This window comes from Rhodococcus zopfii NBRC 100606 = JCM 9919, from assembly GCF_001895025.1.
Lineage (GTDB): Bacteria > Actinomycetota > Actinomycetes > Mycobacteriales > Mycobacteriaceae > Rhodococcus > Rhodococcus zopfii.
Genome location: NZ_BCXI01000008.1, coordinates 102,521 through 118,608 on the forward strand (window position 1 = coordinate 102,521; position 16,088 = coordinate 118,608).

A 16,088-nucleotide genomic window follows, 5' to 3' on the forward strand; every position below is an offset into this window, starting at 1 on the left:
TCGTAGGCGGGCGCGGGTCAGTGGATGCGCGGCAGGTCCACGGGGCTGGGCTCGATACCGGTCGAATAGGCCGCGGACCAGGCGAGGACGTTCGCGACGTACGCCATCGAATTGTTGTAACGATGGATGGCTTTGGTGGCCTGTGCGACATTACGCATGTCGAGGCCGCCGTCGCACAGGTACTTGGCGGTCGTCAGGGTGGAGTCGAACAGATTCTGCGGATCGGCGACGCCGTCGCCGTTGCCGTCCCCCGCGTACTGGTTCCACGTGGTGGGGATGAACTGCATCGGACCGACCGCGCGGTCGTAGACGGTGTCGCCGTCGAGGGCGCCGCCGTCGGTGTCACGGATGGTGGCCTGTCCGCGCAGGCTGCCGTCGAGCGGAAGCCCGATGACGGGCTCGAAGAGGTTGCCGTCGTCGGCGGCGCGGCCGCCGTTGGCGTGGCCGGATTCGACGCGGCCGATGCCGGCGAGCAGCGTCCAGTACATGCCACAGCCCGGATTCTCGGCGGCGAGAATGCGTTCGGCGTTCTGGTAGGCGGCGAAGTTGACGGCGGGGATCCCGAGCGGCCCTTGCTGCCGGACGGCGGGGGCGGCCGGTTCGGGCTCGGGCGCGGCCTTCGGGGCGGGGGCGGCGGCCGGTTCCGGCGCGGTCATCAGGTCGGCGACCGGCGCGACGGACTGGATTGCCTTGGGGTTCCCGGCGCCGGTGCCTGCGGCGGCTTCGGCGTCGGCAGTCTCGGCGGTCCGATGGATCCCCAGGATGCTCTTCGAGGCCGCACCCGCGGTGGTGGCGGCCGCGGCGACCAGGCCGACGGGCACGAGTCCTGTTACGGCGATGACGGAGTTTCGTCGCAGCTTGGACGTCGTAGCTTTGTTGTGCCGGCCCACTCGATACCTCCCTCGGGCATCTCGTCGAGATGCCTCCGTTATCTGGCGGACCGACGATAACACGAGCCGAGACGCTTCCGTTATTCAACTGTGATGTAACGCGCCGCGCGGGGCGCCGCGTTTCCTCCGGGTGACCGGCCTTTTCCGAGGGGATATTGCGAGGGTGTGGAGGCGGCGTTCTACTGTCCGCAGAGGGCCGGGACCAGGCAGGGAATCTCCGGCAGCGCCGGCGGAACGGGACCCGCAGGCACCGGTGTGGACTCGGCGTGAGCAGGCTCGGGGGCCTGTTCCTCTACGGTGACCGGGTGGGGCGACCCGGGCTCGGGCGCTGCGACGTCCGCGGCGCCGGGAACCGGTCGCGCGGTGGGCGTGGGGACCGGCGGCGGGCTGATCACACCCGGCGAGGTCGCCGCGCCCTTCTCGTAGGCGGCCGACCACGCCTCGACGTTCTTCAGGTACTCCGGTCGGGTGTCGAACAGCGCGACGGCCCGAGTGCGACCGTCAGGTTCCCGCAGGTCGGCTTCGTTTGCGCACATCCAGTGGCCCGCGGCCAAGGACTGGTCGAACACGTTCTGCGGATCGGCGTGTCCGTCGGCATTGCCGTCCGCCGAATACTGTTCCCACACGGCCGCCGGAAGCTGCAGGGGCCCGAGTTCGCCGTTCGGTGACACCTTCGGGGTGCTCAGTGTGCCGAGCACGTCGGTCCGCCCTCCGCCCGCGTGCCCGGATTCGAGCCGGCCGACCGCGGCAAGCAGATTCCACTGCAGTCCACATCCGGGGGTGTCGATCTGCAGCTGCATCTCCGCCGCGCGATACGCGTAGTAGACAAGTTCGGGCACCGCGAGCGGACCCTCGGCCGCGAGGACCGGAGACGGTTCCCCGGGCGGGACCGTGACGTCCGGCGGGAACTGTGCCAGCGGGTCGGCCGGGTTGCCCGTCGGCGTGGTCGCCGGGCCACGCGGGACGGCACCCGGTGCAGGGGTGAACGGGACGATCCCGACCGATGCGGCCGTCGCGGCCACCGCGTCGCCGGGCGCGGCAGGGGCGGGGCCGGCCGGCGGCGCTGCCGACGCCGCGGCCGCATATCCCGCTGCGAGAATCACCGGCACCGCGATCAGACCCTGCCACCGCACACGACCACCCCTTGCCTTGCCCCGCACACCGTCACGAACAACAGACACATGCCGCCCATCCCGGGGCAGGTCTGTGACGGAGATTACAGAACAACCGAGCCGAGCGCCCGCTCGGGTGACGTCAGCGTCGTGCGGTGCGGGCCTTGGCCTGGGTCCCCGCCTTCGCGGACTCGTCCTCCGAGTCGACGAGCAGGGCGCGCAGGTCGTCGAGTTCGCGGCGCAGATAGTCGCGGGTCGCGACCTCACCGACAGCGAGCCGCAGGGCGGCGAGCTCCCGCGCGAGGAACTCGGTGTCCGCCTTCGTCTGTTCGGCCCGCGCCCGGTCCTCCTCGAGCGAGACCCGGTCGCGGTTCTCCTGACGGTTCTGTGCGAGGAGGATCAACGGCGCCGCGTACGCAGCCTGGGTCGAGAACGCCAGGTTGAGCAGGATGAACGGATACGGATCCCACTGCAGTTCGACGGCCACGACGTTCAGGAAGATCCACACCACCACGATGACGGTCTGGATCAGCAGATAACGACCGGTGCCGAGGAACCGGGCGATCGACTCGCTGACCCGGCCGACGGCCTCGACGTCGAAATTGACCCGGAACCGGGAGGACCGGGGCGTGTCGAGACGCTGGCTGGCCAGAGCGGTGCGGTCACTCATCGTCTGTCTCCTCTTCACGCCAGTCCTCGGGCAGCAGGTGATCGAGCACGTCGTCGACCGTGACGGCTCCGAGCAGGTGCTGCTCGGCGTCGACCACCGGCCCGCACACCAGGTTGTACGTTGCGAAGTATCGGGTGACGGCCGTCAGCGAGTCGTCGGGATCCAGCCGCGGCAGGTCGTTGTCGACGATGCCGCCGACCAGGCTCGCGGGGGGCTCGCGCAGCAACTGCTGCAGGTGCACGCAGCCCAGGTATCGGCCCGTGGGGGTAGCGGTGGGGGCACGCACCACGAACAGCATCGACGCCAACGCCGGCGTCAGATCCGGGTTGCGGGCCCGCGCCAGCGCCTCGGCGACCGTCGTGGCGGGGGTGAGCACCACCGGCTCGGGGGTCATCAGACCGCCGGCGGTGTCGGGGGAGTGTTCGAGCAGGCGGCGAACCGGCTCCGAATCCTCGGGGTCCATCAACTGCAACAGCGATTCGGCTTCGGTCTCGGGCAGCTCGCCGAGGAGGTCGGCCGCATCGTCCGGGTCCATCGCCTCGAGCACGTCGGCCGCGCGGTCGACACCGAGACTGGTGAGCAGATCGGTCTGGTCGTCGGCGGGAAGCTCCTGCACGACGTCGGCGAGGCGTTCGTCGTCGAGCGCGACCGCGACCTCGTTGCGTCTCTTCTCGGGCAGTTCCCGCAACGCCAGCGCGACGTCCGCGGCGCGCATGTCCTCGAACTGCAGCAGCAGCTGCGAGACGCCCTGCCCCGGCATCGCCAGCGCAGCCGCGGTGAGCCCGGAAATGTGCTGCCACTGCACGACGTGGATCGCCGAGCGTCGCGCGAGCCGTCCCCGGTGCTGGCGCACCGCGACCCGTGCCACCAGCCAGTCGCGGGTGCGGGTGAGCTCGATGCCCAGATCGACGACGACCGCGTCGACCCCGGCAAGTTCGGGCAGTTCGGGGTCGTCGACCCGGACCTTCGAATCGAGCACCTGGGCCAGGGCGAGGATCTCGGTCGGGCGCTGATTGAAACGGCGCAGACTGACATTGCCGGTCGTGAGGGTCACCGCGCCCGGCTCGATCGCCGTGACGCGCAGCATCGGCACGAAGATCCGTCTCCGGGTCGGCAATTCGACGACGAGGCCGATGACCCTCGGCTGCTGGCGACCCATCCTGATGGTGAGCACGACATCGCGGACGCGACCGATCGATTCCCCGTCGGGTCCGAGTACGACCAGGCCCGCAAGCCTGGCCGCGAATACCTTGCTCACTGCCGCCAAGTGATCACTCCCTGCCGAGTCGCGTTCCGGTCGAGCCAAGCATAAGAGCGGCTCCGGGCGGTGCACGTGCACCGTCCGTCGGACTCGCGCGTTTCGGCCCGCCCTCACGAGCCCGCCCCGCACGGCGGCCGTCCTCGGGTTCGCCGGGATCGATCGACGTATCGGCCGTATCGGCGGCCGTGGAGTAGCCGCGCACCCCGCCCGATCGCGTGCGTGGGCCTCGGCAGCGCTTTGTTACGGTCGTCACGCACGGTTGCCAGGAGCAATCGCCGCGTCGCCGAATCCGGAACACGGAGGTCCGTCCAGCTCATGTCGCTCTCGTACAAGCCCCGCCGATCCGTACTCGCCGTCCCCGGCAGCAGCCGCAAGATGATCGAGAAGGCGAAGGGGCTGCCCGCCGACGAGATCTTCCTGGACCTCGAGGACGCGGTGTCACCGCTGGCGAAGGAGGGGGCCCGCACGAACATCGTCGAGGCCCTGGCGGAGGACGGCTGGGGCGAGCAACTCAAGGTTGTGCGCGTCAACGACTGGACCACCGACGCCACCTATCTCGACGTCACGTCCGTCGTCGGCGGCGCAGGCGCCCACCTCGACGCGATCCTGCTCCCCAAGGTGCCCGACGCAAGCCACGTCAAGGCCCTCGACCTGCTGCTCACGCAGGTCGAGAAGGCGCACGGTCTCGAGGTCGGCCGGATCGGCATCGAACCGCAGATCGAGAACGCCATCGGCCTGACCAACATCAACGAGATCGCGACCGCCAGCCCGCGTGTGCAGACGCTCGTGTTCGGCCCCGCCGACTTCATGGCGAGCATCAACATGCGCACCCTCGTCGTCGGCGAACAGCCCGACGGCTACGACCGCGGCGACGCGTACCACCACATCCTGATGACGATCCTGATGGCCGCGCGCGCCCACGGACTGCAGGCCATCGACGGTCCGTACCTGCAGATCCGCGACGTCGACGCGTTCCGCCGGTCGGCGCAGCGCACCGCCGCGCTCGGTTTCGACGGCAAATGGGTGCTGCATCCGAGCCAGATCGACGCGGCCAACGAAGTGTTCAGCCCGCGGCAGGACGACTACGACAAGGCCGAGATGATCCTCGACGCCTACGAGTGGCACACCTCCGATGCCGGTGGTGCACGGGGTGCGGCGATGCTCGGTGACGAGATGATCGACGAGGCCAGCCGGAAGATGGCGCTGGTGATCTCCGCGAAAGGCCGCGCGGCCGGCATGACGCGCACCACCGTGTTCGACCCGCCGCAGTAGTTCGGACTCGCCGCAGTAGTCCGAACCGCTGCAGTAGCCACACGGGAGTCGTCAACCGGGCAGAATGGACAGGTGCGCACCGCTCGAGCTGTGCGCTGCCCTGGAAGGCGCGGCGACTCGTCGCGCCGCGAAAAGGAGTTCATGCCCATGACGAACCCTCTCGGACAGCCCGGCCGGCCCGCCCCGGGCCTGCCGACCCCGCCGAGCGGTTGGCCGGTCGGCTCGTACACGACCTATGCCGAGGCCCAGCGCGCCGTCGACTTCCTGTCCGACGAGAACTTCTCGGTCCAGGACGTCACGATCGTCGGTGTCGATCTCATGCAGGTCGAGCGCGTCACCGGCCGGTTGACATGGCCGAAGGTGATCGGTGGGGGAATCGTGTCGGGTGCCTGGCTCGGTCTGTTCTTCGGCCTGCTGCTGGGAATCTTCTCCACCGATTTCCTCGGCCCGCTGCTCGTGGGTCTGGTCGGCGGCATCGTGTTCGGTCTGATCTCGGCGTCGATCCCGTATGCCGCGACGCGCGGCCAGCGGGACTTCTCGTCGACGATGCAGCTGGTCGCGGGCCGCTACGACGTGCTGTGCGAACCGAAGACCGCCGAACGCGCCCGCGATCTGCTCGCCAAGCTGGCCCTGTAGCACCGCAGAGGCGGCCACCGTGGATCCGGGCGAGATCGCCGACGAGCTGTACGGACTCGACCCGAACGAGTTCGTCGCGGCGAGGGACGAGCGCATCGCGCGGGCCCGCAAGGCCGGTGACCGGGACTCGGCGGCGGCGATCGGCAAGCTGCGCAAGCCGACGGTCGCGGCGTGGCTGGTGAACCTGCTCGCCCGCGACCGCGCCGACGAACTCGCCGCGCTGCTCGACCTCGGCGCTGCCCTGCGTACCGCGCAGCGCCGGCTGTCAGGCCGCGATCTGCGCAGACTCTCGGGGCAGCGTCGTCAGGCGGTCGGGGCGCTCGAACGTGAGGCGGGCCGGCTCGCCGTCGCGCACGGACGACGAGTGAGCGAGGCAGCGTTGCGCGAGGTCGGGCAGACCCTCAATGCCGCTCTCGCCGATCCGGACATCGAGGAGCGAGTGCGGGCCGGCCGGCTCGAAACCTCCTTGGAATACAGCGGATTCGGAGATGCGGGCACGGCTCCGCTGTCCGTCGTCCGCGACCGGGCGAAGGACATCGGCGCCGAATCGGGAGCGGAGGACGAGCAGGCACGCGCGGCCGCGAAGGAGAAGGAACGGGCCCGCGCGGCCGAGCTGGAACACGCGGTCGCCGAAGCGGAAGCCGCCCGCGCAGCCGCCGACGAAGCCCGGGCCGCGGCCGAACGAGCCGAACAGGAACTCCCCCGCCACGATGCGCGGGTGCGGGAGCTGCGCGAGCGACTCGCGCATGCCGAACAGCAACGCGAGTTCGCGCGCAGCGCAGCCACTGCAGCGGCGCAGGACAGGACGGCCGCGGAGCGCGCATTGTCGGCGGCGAATGCGGCCGTCGCGCGGCTGCGTGGCGAGTGACTGCGCGACCGGGGTTGCCTTCGAGCGGTGATCCTCTACGGAACCTCGCCGCCGGCGGCGTCCCCGGCCGGTTCCCGCAGCCAGCGTCGCCGGTGTTCGCGCAGCTCGGTGTCGCGGCGGGCGCGGTAGTGCGCCAATGCCGCGGACAGTAGATCCCCGAGATGGTGCCGGTGGTTGACCCGCGGTGTCCGTTCCGGGTCGATGTGCGGGGGCGGGATCCAGTCGGTGCGGCCCGGATACTCCCACTCTGTTGGTGCGACTCTCGTTTGCCGGCCGCCGGGTCCCTCGTGCACCAGCGCGTGGCAGGCGTCGCAGGCCGGGTCCTCGTGCTGATGTCGGTGGGGCCGCCGTCCTTCCAGACAAAGTATCCCAAACAGTACACCACCGAGCTCATAATCTACGCTGGTCAAGGCCCGATTACACAGAACTCGCCCCCGGCATTAGACCGCACCGGGGGCGAGTGTTGCGCGCTGGCCGCGCGTCAGAAGATCGACGGGCTGGTGTACTCCGCCGCCTCCGTGATTTGGAGGACAGCAGCAGCGCCGCGACGCTTGACGCCGACGCCGAAGCCGCGCGAGTAGTAGGACTCGATCAGCGGGTACGCGTTATCGGAGCCGGGGAACAACTGCAAGCCACGCAGCCCCGGCTGGGTGTGCTCGCGGAATCCCAACGGTGCAGACTGCGCGCCCGACGCAATCGCTGTCACGTACCCCGACGGCACGAAGTGGTTCGTCACGACGTACGCCTCGCCGTACGAACCGAGGACCTTGAGGCCCTCATACGATGCGGGAGCGCGATCACCGATGATCGCCTCATTGCTGAGGAACGCAGGGGCATTGGCCGCAGGGATGAAGTCATTCGCCGCTTTGCCGCCGTCTGCTGCGACCTGGCCGGCTCGGAACGTCGTGATGATGTCCGCGTCATCCGGGTGGGCGAGAATGACGATCTGCGAACCGAAGTCAGCCCCGTAGCCGTGCTCGGTCACGTTGCGGATCAGGTAGTCGAGATCGACTGCCTCGAACGCTCCGCTGGTCGTGGCGTAGTGGTTGTGACCAGGAGCGAACGACTTGCCCGCATAGCTCGGCGGTGTCGAATCCGCTTCACCGTCCCAGAGTGAGTACACGGGGACGTTGTACTCGTTGACCGGGCGCGTGAGGGGGCCGGTCTTGGTCATCAGCGCGCCCATGACGTGCTGGAAGATCAGACGGTTGTCACCTTCGAGCACCGAAGCGTGGAGAGTTTCGAGCTGCCCAGCCTCAACCTGCGCAAGGTACATCCGAGTCCACGACTTGCGAATGTCGTACCAGCGCAACGGGTACCCGACTTCGAGCAGCGACGGCGATACCCTCGTGCTCTTCGGAACGCCGAACTCGCTGGCCTCCTCGAAGTCTGCTCCGCCTGTCGCCTGTTCGGTGTCGTCCTGCGCTCGGGTCGTGTTCTCCGTGAAGAGGTTCACGACCGCGCTACGGTTCGTGTTCAGCAGTTCCAGTGTCGTCTGGAACTCGGACCAGATTGTCCCCCAGTCTTTTCCGTCCTTGGTGGTATGAACGTCGCCGACTGTTGAGTAGCCTTGTGCGGCCATGAGAGCCTCCCTCTCGAAGTGGTTCGTAGGACCTTCCAGCAGCGACGATACGCGGATTACGTTGCGTAACAGACGATTTGCGGTACCTAGCGCGCTAGACTGGACGCAGGTACCCAACACCAAGGGAGAGCAACATGATTGACGCCATCATCCGATCCGAAGCGCTGTGGCCGTACAACGCTCACCTGCTGGAACATCCACGCATTGAGGATTACGTACGGTTCGTGCTGCGCGGTCGGGGAGACGCGACCTACGACGGTCCAGCATTGATTACCCCTATCGGACTTGGTGATACGCCGAGCCGAGGTCACCGCGATCTACCGGGGTTCGCAGATGTCGAGTGCCTGACCGACCTACAGACGAACGTGGCGATGTATCCCGTCGATGATCCGGCCGTGATGATCGCGAAGATGGCGTACATCATCAGCAAGGGGAACGCGTGCAACGCTTCGGGATTCGCCTGCGCGACCTGTTCTCATCCGCTGTCGGACTTCGAGATCCTGTGGGTCAGCGCGCCACCGAGCATTATCGGCGTCCCCCTGTGCTCGACCTGCGCACCGGCGATCATCCTCGATTACAACCCAGTGAGGATCTGACGTGCCAAAGTGCAACGCAACCACGCAGTTCGACAACCGAGGCAGAGGCGGCAAGCCGTGCACCCGGTGGGCCGTGAACGGTAGCACCAAGTGCTTTGCGCACGGAGGTACCAAGGACACCACCACGCCGGAGGCTGTGGCGACTCGCCCCGACAACACTCGACAGCCGTGCAACGCTCGACGGGCGGACGGTGAACCCTGCGGCAACTACGCCATGCAAGGGGGCACCGTCTGCGTCAAGCACGGCGGACGAGTGCCCCTGACGAGGCAGTCCGCAGCAGCACGACTGCTCGACCTGCGCCTGCGCGCCATCGGCGTTGTAGACGGAATGCTCGATGACGAATCACTCGAGCCTGCCGTACGACTGCGCGCAGCCCAGCTCGTGCTCGACCGCACCGGGCTGGGGCCGACCAGCCGCATCGAGCACGAGGTAGGCGACATCAAGCCCTACGAGCGACTGCTGACCGAGGTGAAGCGAGACGTAGCGCTCCCTCCCGGCGAGTCGGACGCGGACGAACCCCAACACGAGATCATCGACGCCGAAGTGGTCGAACCTACGGAGTCAGCGCAGGACTGGCCCGTGGGTAAGCCGGCCTGGGACCCGAACAGGAAGTACACCGAACCTGAGCCAGAGCCCGAACCCGAGGAGAACCACGTGGTCGTGGCGTTCCCGCGACCACCGAGGAACCATTACTAACAGCCTGTGGATAACTTCCTGCACCTCGTCGCCCGGACCGGTAGGTTCGGGCGATGACGTTCTCTCGGGAGTTCCTTGCTGAGTTCCACGCTGGCGTCCATCCGGACGATCCCCAGCTACTCGCTCGCATCTACGCAGATGAGCGCGCTGTCGCCTATCTGGAGGCCCTGGAGGGCGTGACTGATCTGTTGCGCCAGTACGGGCGCGGCCCGATCTCCCGATCAGGCTGAGCTGTCGCACCCTGTCGATACCATCACGAACGTGACAAGCACGGACAGCCGCATCAATACCTGCAAAGTGGACGGCTGCGCCCGTAAGGTCTCGATTAAGAGGCATGCACTATGCGAGAAGCACTACCAAGCCTTCTGGAAGTACGGCGACCCGAACGGCAGCGACAAACGCGTTCAAGGAGGCCCGTGCGCAGTACCCGACTGCGGACAACCCCGGAGTAGCCGCGAGGGGTACTGCCAGAAGCACAGACTCCGGTTCCTCCGCACGGGCTCGCTCGAAAAGCGGAAGCCACTCGACTGCGCGCAACCACACTGCGCACAGCCCGCGAAAGTTAAGGGCCTATGCCAGCGGCACTATGACAAGGCACGAGGGTCCGCTAGGAATACCACGCGTATCTGCACCGTGGAGGGGTGCGATAGACCTACCAAAGCGCGCGGTCGGTGTCCTCGTCACTACTCGGAGTTGCAGCGGGCTGGAGCACTTGACTCCGCGCCCCTATTGTCCGACGAGCGGACCTCCTCCTCCCCCGCGGAGTGCGTAGAGTCCAACTGCACCCGGACGCCCACCAAAGATGGGCGCTGCGTGATCCACCACAACCGGTTTCGCGCAGGCCACCGTATCGACCGGCTGTGCAGAGGTTGTGGTGCGGATCTCACGGGTAAGCCCAGCGGCCAGCGGTACTGCACCAGGGACTGCAAGCCTCGATGCTCTGGTCCCGAATGTGACCGCATCGCGATCGGACGTGGACTCTGCTCCTCACACCTGAAGCAAAAGAATGCGGGGGAGGTTCTACGCCCAATTGGGACTCGTGTCGCGAGGCCGTCCAATGCCCCCTGCGATTGGTGCGACGATCCGGTCGGGGAGAACAACACCGGTAGGTTTTGCTCTGTTGTGTGCCGAAATCTAGCTAGAAGGCATGCAGCGGCTGCTATTTCAGGAGAATGCGCACAGTGCGGAACGACTATCGACTATCTCGCTCCAGCCAACGGAGGAAAGAGACTAACCCCTGTCTCCAAGCGCCTATGTGACGATTGTCGACACCGGAGCGCATCGTTGTACATGTCCGCTGAGGCGCTTCGCGAACGAGACGGCGACGACTGCTCCCTGTGCGGTCTACCCGTTCCGAAAGATGCAGTAAGGCCGCACCCGCTGGCACCTGAGGTAGACCACGTGCTGCCGATTTCGCGCGGTGGAACGCACGACCCAGAGAACCTCGCGCTGGCTCACAAGACTTGCAATATCACGAAGGGCAACAAGCCCGCTCGATGGAAGCGCAACCCCGACGAGGTCGCACCACTCCTCGCCGAATGGGAAGCAAGCGGCATGATACCAACGCGAACCGAGTGCTCCGTCGATGACTGTGACCGTCGCGCCGAGTCGTATGGGATGTGCCAGAAGCATCGGCGTCGATTCCTCAAACACGGCACAACTGAGCTACCACCGAAACCCACGATCTGTTCCGAAGACGGTTGCACGAAACCCATACGCGCTCGCGGCCTTTGCAAGCCTCATTACCAACGCGGTCTCAACAGAGGGAAGACCTGCTCAGAGGACGGATGCGAAAAGGAATCCAACACACGGGGACTCTGCAAACCGCACTATAACCGGTGGTTGCGCGACCGACCCGCTCGCACGTAACGCATACGCAGAATGCGGCGCGACAGCCGGCCGCCCTTGTAATGGACGGTCGGCCACGTCATCTGAACCTACCCCGGCTTCGGCACGCGTACCCAATAGCTCGACCTTGCGTCGCCAGCGAGCATTAGGCCAACGGGTAGCGACAGCTCTCGTCCTTTCCGATGGTCTACGACCTTGACCGCCTTCATCAGGGCCTCGTCCCACAAGGGGCCACCCGAACGACGCTCGGACGTCTTCACGTACGTCACCTCCACAGTCCCCGACCTTTCCACCACCTCGTTGGGTGGCTCTGGAACTTCATCCGGCACCAATATTTTCCGCTCCCTGGATGGCTGGGATTTGGGCGGTTCGCTTGCGTTGGCAAGCAACGCTTTACGTGTTTCCACGATGGCGTTGTAGAACGCATCCGATACGGTGATCCGGTCCAGATCGGTCAACCCCAGTGCGTCCAGATCGATCATGGCCGCGATGGTGTAGTCATCGACTGCACTGTCGTCCTCGTCCCACTCATCGAAGTAGCGCCGCCGAATGTCATGGGAGTTGCCACCCCTCGCGACATAGGTGACGTGGCTGTCCATCGCACGACCGGACGCACTGATGGCGCGAACCTGTAAACAGTCGCGATCACTTAGCTCCTGCCAGATCCGCTGCGCCAACTGCTCGGCACCGTGGCGATCGTGGTGAGTCTTGAACAGCCGGAAAGCAAGTGGCTTGCGTCTGGCGCTCATGGCAGGGCCTCACGTCCGAGAAATGACAACTGGGTGTCATAGGTGACGTCGATGTCTACGGCTTCGACGTCACCGACCCAAACCTGCGTACGGATGAACTCGACCGACGCGACACTCGTGTGTAGTGCGTCAGCGATTGCTTTCCCGATCGTCACCGCTTCGGAGACGTGGTCATAGCGCGGATTGTCGTGGGCAAAAACGAGGTCCATCGTGTTCCCACCGCATAGGTACACATCGTGGAAATGCGGGGTGGCCTCGAACTGCTGCATGCCCAGACCGTCGATCCACTGGTCAAGTATCGCACCGGGAAGGCGGTTCGGCGAGTTGAACTCGAAGGAGACAGCATAGGTGCTGTCGTAGCGATCGTTCATAGGTTGCGCCCCTTGGGTCGGGAACCAATCCGAACCTGGGCACGAACGAACCCAGCTCGGATTCGTTCGGTACGTGCAGCGGAGCAGTGCTGCGCCGTCCATGATGCACGCCGAGACGGGCCAGGTCAAACCCTGAAACCTATTGACAAGCGCAGCCTAACCTCACGAACCGCGCCGACCAGCGGGGTCGTTGTCTGACGGGCCTCGCTCGGCTAACGTGGCGTCTGGTCGAACGATTTCGACCCCTACGCGTTCTCCGTCCAAGTGCGGAGAGGCAACCACGGATCACTTCGCCTGCTCGTAGCGAAGAACCGAGAGTGGCGCGACGGTACGGGCTTCCATTTCGCTCTGGGAGCACCCTATGCCTCGCGCAGTCACTACCTTTGGCCCTCATGGTCGGCAACCCCTCGCCGACTTCATCGCCCGCGATAGGTGGACGTACGTCCTACTCGGCGATGAACTCGGCGTCAGCGAGCGCCACGTCCGAAACACCGTCAACGGGTGGACGCGTCCGAATGCGATACTTCGCGAACGCCTTCCGGAACTCTTCGAGGTTCCGCTGTCGGGCCTGTTCACCGAGTCGGCCATCGCCGAAGCTTTTGCGACCCGCCCGAAGCGCACGGCGTCGGCGTCATGACCGCCGAAGAGTTCGCACAACGTGCCCGTGAGTCCGCCCTCGCAGGTGCAGCAGCGCAAGGGTTCTCGCCTACGGTCAGCGACCCGGACGCGGTGCGTCTGCTGCGCACACTGCTGCGTGGGGGTGAGCATGTCCGGACATGAACAATGGGCCCCTCACCGAAGCGAGAGACCCAATGCCCAAGGGGGATACAACACCGAACGGGGATCCAATCCGCTCGATCTCGATTTTATCGGGCGAACTCCCCTGAACGACTGCGCCTCGCAGGAGTGGTCACTATGACGGAAACCATGCGGGGCGCGACAGACTCGGTACGCACAGGCGATGATACCGAGCCTGCCGCTGACTCGAACAATATTCGGCTGCAATCGCTTCTGTCTCTCACCCAACGCGGATGGCTACTGTTCCCGTGTCATTCGATGAACCGAGGCCGGTGCTCCTGCGGGAAGGGAGACGACTGCACGAGCCCCGGCAAGCACCCGCGAACAGCACGCGGAGTCAAGGACGCCACCAATGACGTTGACCGTCTGCGTGCTTGGCACAGCGCCTACGGTGACAGCGCGAACTGGGCACTGGCAACAGGCCGTGAGTCCGGGGTGTTCGTTGTCGATGTCGACAGAAAGCACAACGGCTTCGAGTCCTTCGCAGCATGGGAGGCCGAGCACGGGGAGCTGACGACTCCGCTGCGCTCCCTCACGGGAGGCGGCGGTAAGCACTTGTTCTTCGAGCCCCCCGATGACGTCGTGATCGGCAACCGGACAGGCTGGCTTCCCGGCGTCGATGTTCGAGGTGAGGGCGGGTACGTTCTCCTGCCTCCGTCGAATCACCAGTCTGGCGGAGCGTACTGCTGGCAGAGCGACGGAGAGCCCGCGAAAGCGCCGCTGACGCTCACGCAGAGCATCGCAAAGCGCGAGCGCGACAACTCGACTGCCAGCGCAGAAACGGACCTCTACGCGCCCGTTCTCGAAGGAAACCGTAATGACGAGGTGTTCAAGCGCGCGTGCCGGCATTTTCGGGAACTCGGCCAGAGCCGGGACGAGCAATGGCGACGTGACGAGGTATTTCGCAGAATCACGAGCTGCGAGATCGAGTCTCGTAAGACGTTCCCAGACGACGAGATCATGCGGACCGTCCAGAGTGCGCAGGACGCTGTGCGTGCGAAAGGCGAGGATCTCCCGAGCACCAAGCGGGACAAGCTCATCCAGGATCGACTGGACTGGCACGAGGCCAATAAGGAAGCACTGCGCCTGATCAGCGAGCGCGACGCACAGGACAGCAAAGGACGAGTCGGTCGCTTCTCCCGCGGCGGATCGTTCATTCTGGACCAACCCGAGGTCCCCACCGCTGTCTGGGGTTCAGGTGAGCAAGTGCTCTGGGCAGAGGGTGAGGCCCTGATGCTCACCGGTCATCAAGGAACCGGGAAGACCACCCTTGCGCAACAAGTCATTCTGCACAGGCTGGGTATCCGCTCCGGCCCGTTCCTGGGGTTCGACGTTCCCGTCGTGATGCGGCCCGTCCTGTACCTCGCAATGGACCGGCCAACCCAGGCTGCTCGCAGCATGCGGCGCATGGTCGGCGAAGAACACCGGGCAGTCCTCGATGAGTACGTGGTCGTGTGGTCTGGGCCGTTACCGTTCGATCCGCTTGGGTCGCCGTCCATCGTCGCCGACTGGGCCACGGAGTACGTCCCCGACCTTTCGGTCGTCGTCGTGGACTCGGTCAAGGACTACGCAGCCATGCGCAGCCTCTCGGATGACAGCATCGCGTCGGGCCTCAACTCGTCGTGGCAGGAGTTGATCGCCCGCAAGATCGAGGTCGTGTTGCTCCATCATGAGCGCAAGGCAGCCAACGGCGAGAAGCGACGCATCGCACTCGACAACGTGTTCGGGTCCACTCTGCTGACCTCGGGCACAGGAAGCGTCTTCGGCATCGAAGGCAACCCCGGCGATGAGGTCGTCACGCTGCACCATCTGAAGCAACCCGCCGAGACGCTGCCTCCGTTGGAGGTCCACCACGATCACCCGTCGGGTACGAGCACCGTCCACAGCGGTCCTCGCACTGTGCGCGAAGTTCTGGCACTCGCAGGCGACAACGGCGCGACCGCAGCAGAGATCATCGCACGACTCGGCCTGAAGGACACGGAGAACAACCGCCGCAAGGTCCGCAAGGAGATCAGCGACATGGCCGATACGGCAGTTATTCCAGGGGGTCAGAACCCCGACGGACGCGGCAAACTCCCCGACCGTTATCGGTTGATCGCACCAACGACCACGCGACAGACCACGCGACAACCCGACTTGTGAAAACCACCCGACGACCACGCGATACCACGCGACGACAGATCCGAAAAGCGCTGGTAGACCACGCGACGACCACCAGATTTCACGAGATGCGCTGACCACCAGACAAAAGCGCGCGCTTTAACAGCGCGCTTTGACTGGTGGTGGTCGGTTGGTGAAGGGATGCATCACACGTACCTATCGACCGAACCGACTGTTGAACAAGTTATTTCGCGAGGATAGCTCCGATACGACTGCTCCCGCGTACACCACAAGGCCCAGTGGCCGGCCAGGTAACCCAATCCCGAACGGAGACGCCAATGATCACCTGCTTCCTCTGTAAGCGCCAGTGGCCGAAGAGTAGGTCCGTCCACGTCGAGCGAGGCCACTGGGTCTGTGGAGAACCACGCCACTGTCGCGAGTACGCGCATACTCCCGCCGCACGCCAACTCATTCGAGATCCCCGCCCGCTGTGGCAGCGCGACCGTCAGGAGTACGAATCGCAGCGCCGAGAGGCTCCCTGACGGACGTTCTGGCTTGCGTCGATAGTTGGTTGGCTGATCACGCTAGGCGCATCTGAGGGCATCTGAGTCCGCCTGTTTGCGTTCGTCACCGTCGCC

16 protein-coding genes are annotated in these 16,088 nt (G+C 65.7%); 8 read left to right on the forward strand and 8 right to left on the reverse strand.

Annotation, left to right across the window (positions count from 1 at the left end; genetic code table 11):
* Window positions 1–17: 17 nt before the first annotated feature.
* The 4 genes from RZ1_RS05505 to RZ1_RS05520 form a co-directional block, all read right to left on the reverse strand.
* A complete protein-coding gene (locus RZ1_RS05505) occupies window positions 18–890 on the reverse strand; it encodes a lytic transglycosylase domain-containing protein (protein ID WP_072809926.1) in 873 nt (290 codons plus the stop codon).
* A 179-nt stretch (window positions 891–1,069) separates the two neighbouring features.
* Window positions 1,070–2,023 carry a lysozyme family protein gene (locus tag RZ1_RS05510; protein WP_072809927.1) on the reverse strand — a complete coding sequence of 318 codons (954 nt, stop codon included), beginning with the start codon at window positions 2,021–2,023 and terminating at the stop codon, window positions 1,070–1,072.
* Window positions 2,024–2,144: 121 nt separating this feature from the next.
* Window positions 2,145–2,672 carry a DUF1003 domain-containing protein gene (locus tag RZ1_RS05515; protein ID WP_072809929.1) on the reverse strand — a complete coding sequence of 176 codons (528 nt, stop codon included), beginning with the start codon at window positions 2,670–2,672 and terminating at the stop codon, window positions 2,145–2,147.
* Window positions 2,665–3,939, reverse strand: coding sequence for a magnesium transporter MgtE N-terminal domain-containing protein (locus RZ1_RS05520; protein ID WP_072809931.1), 1,275 nt, complete (start codon window positions 3,937–3,939; stop codon window positions 2,665–2,667). Before RZ1_RS05520 ends, RZ1_RS05515 begins: the two co-directional genes overlap by 8 nt.
* 309 nt (window positions 3,940–4,248) lie before the next feature.
* On the opposite strand from RZ1_RS05520, the gene RZ1_RS05525 reads away from it, so the two are divergent.
* The 3 genes from RZ1_RS05525 to RZ1_RS05535 all read left to right on the forward strand — a co-directional run bounded on the left by RZ1_RS05525 (window position 4,249) and on the right by RZ1_RS05535 (window position 6,709).
* A complete protein-coding gene (locus RZ1_RS05525; RefSeq protein WP_072809932.1) occupies window positions 4,249–5,205 on the forward strand; it encodes an HpcH/HpaI aldolase/citrate lyase family protein in 957 nt (318 codons plus the stop codon).
* Between the two features lie 147 nt (window positions 5,206–5,352).
* Window positions 5,353–5,841 carry a YflT domain-containing protein gene (locus RZ1_RS05530; RefSeq protein WP_072809934.1) on the forward strand — a complete coding sequence of 163 codons (489 nt, stop codon included), beginning with the start codon at window positions 5,353–5,355 and terminating at the stop codon, window positions 5,839–5,841.
* 19 nt (window positions 5,842–5,860) lie between these two features.
* Window positions 5,861–6,709 (forward strand): hypothetical protein, encoded by an 849-nt coding sequence (locus RZ1_RS05535; protein ID WP_072809936.1) that lies wholly within the window; start codon window positions 5,861–5,863, stop codon window positions 6,707–6,709.
* 35 nt (window positions 6,710–6,744) lie between these two features.
* On the opposite strand, the gene RZ1_RS05540 is transcribed toward RZ1_RS05535, so the two are convergent.
* Window positions 6,745–7,002, reverse strand: coding sequence for a hypothetical protein (locus tag RZ1_RS05540; protein WP_072809938.1), 258 nt, complete (start codon window positions 7,000–7,002; stop codon window positions 6,745–6,747).
* Window positions 7,003–7,190: 188 nt separating this feature from the next.
* Complete coding sequence (locus RZ1_RS05545) at window positions 7,191–8,291, reverse strand: hypothetical protein (RefSeq protein ID WP_072809939.1); 1,101 nt, start codon at window positions 8,289–8,291, stop codon at window positions 7,191–7,193.
* Window positions 8,292–8,425: 134 nt separating this feature from the next.
* Between RZ1_RS05545 and RZ1_RS29890 the strand changes: the two genes are divergently transcribed.
* From RZ1_RS29890 to RZ1_RS31815, 4 genes are all read left to right on the forward strand, one after another.
* Window positions 8,426–8,887, forward strand: a complete 462-nt coding sequence (locus RZ1_RS29890; protein ID WP_139281769.1) for a hypothetical protein — start codon at window positions 8,426–8,428, stop codon at window positions 8,885–8,887.
* Between the two features lie 253 nt (window positions 8,888–9,140).
* Entirely contained in the window at window positions 9,141–9,584 is a 444-nt protein-coding gene (locus tag RZ1_RS05555; RefSeq protein WP_139281770.1) for a hypothetical protein, read from the forward strand.
* Between the two features lie 53 nt (window positions 9,585–9,637).
* Complete coding sequence (locus tag RZ1_RS30430) at window positions 9,638–9,814, forward strand: RsmA family anti-sigma factor (protein WP_169917867.1); 177 nt, start codon at window positions 9,638–9,640, stop codon at window positions 9,812–9,814.
* Between the two features lie 1,060 nt (window positions 9,815–10,874).
* Complete coding sequence (locus RZ1_RS31815; RefSeq protein WP_072809945.1) at window positions 10,875–11,453, forward strand: HNH endonuclease; 579 nt, start codon at window positions 10,875–10,877, stop codon at window positions 11,451–11,453.
* Between the two features lie 68 nt (window positions 11,454–11,521).
* On the opposite strand, the gene RZ1_RS05565 is transcribed toward RZ1_RS31815, so the two are convergent.
* Both RZ1_RS05565 and RZ1_RS05570 read right to left on the reverse strand, forming a co-directional pair.
* Complete coding sequence (locus tag RZ1_RS05565) at window positions 11,522–12,181, reverse strand: hypothetical protein (protein WP_072809946.1); 660 nt, start codon at window positions 12,179–12,181, stop codon at window positions 11,522–11,524.
* Entirely contained in the window at window positions 12,178–12,552 is a 375-nt protein-coding gene (locus RZ1_RS05570) for a hypothetical protein (protein WP_072809948.1), read from the reverse strand. The genes RZ1_RS05565 and RZ1_RS05570 overlap by 4 nt, the downstream gene beginning before the upstream one ends.
* A gap of 915 nt (window positions 12,553–13,467) precedes the next feature.
* Here RZ1_RS05570 and RZ1_RS05575 point away from each other — a divergent pair.
* The gene (locus tag RZ1_RS05575) at window positions 13,468–15,492 is read left to right on the forward strand and encodes a bifunctional DNA primase/polymerase (protein WP_072809950.1); all 2,025 of its coding nucleotides are present in this window, start codon (window positions 13,468–13,470) and stop codon (window positions 15,490–15,492) included.
* The last annotated feature ends 596 nt before the right edge of the window (window positions 15,493–16,088 follow it).

What these genes read in the sequence shown, in the direction of transcription:
- RZ1_RS05570 (WP_072809948.1), bottom strand. Translation starts at nt 12,552, where the DNA reads ATGAACGATCGCTACGACAGCACCTATGCTGTCTCCTTCGAGTTCAAC.
- RZ1_RS05565 (WP_072809946.1), bottom strand. Translation starts at nt 12,181, where the DNA reads ATGAGCGCCAGACGCAAGCCACTTGCTTTCCGGCTGTTCAAGACTCAC.
- RZ1_RS29890 (WP_139281769.1), top strand. Translation starts at nt 8,426, where the DNA reads ATGATTGACGCCATCATCCGATCCGAAGCGCTGTGGCCGTACAACGCT.
- RZ1_RS05515 (WP_072809929.1), bottom strand. Translation starts at nt 2,672, where the DNA reads ATGAGTGACCGCACCGCTCTGGCCAGCCAGCGTCTCGACACGCCCCGG.
- RZ1_RS05525 (WP_072809932.1), top strand. Translation starts at nt 4,249, where the DNA reads ATGTCGCTCTCGTACAAGCCCCGCCGATCCGTACTCGCCGTCCCCGGC.
- RZ1_RS05545 (WP_072809939.1), bottom strand. Translation starts at nt 8,291, where the DNA reads ATGGCCGCACAAGGCTACTCAACAGTCGGCGACGTTCATACCACCAAG.
- RZ1_RS31815 (WP_072809945.1), top strand. Translation starts at nt 10,875, where the DNA reads ATGTCCGCTGAGGCGCTTCGCGAACGAGACGGCGACGACTGCTCCCTG.
- RZ1_RS05575 (WP_072809950.1), top strand. Translation starts at nt 13,468, where the DNA reads ATGACGGAAACCATGCGGGGCGCGACAGACTCGGTACGCACAGGCGAT.
- RZ1_RS05530 (WP_072809934.1), top strand. Translation starts at nt 5,353, where the DNA reads ATGACGAACCCTCTCGGACAGCCCGGCCGGCCCGCCCCGGGCCTGCCG.
- RZ1_RS30430 (WP_169917867.1), top strand. Translation starts at nt 9,638, where the DNA reads ATGACGTTCTCTCGGGAGTTCCTTGCTGAGTTCCACGCTGGCGTCCAT.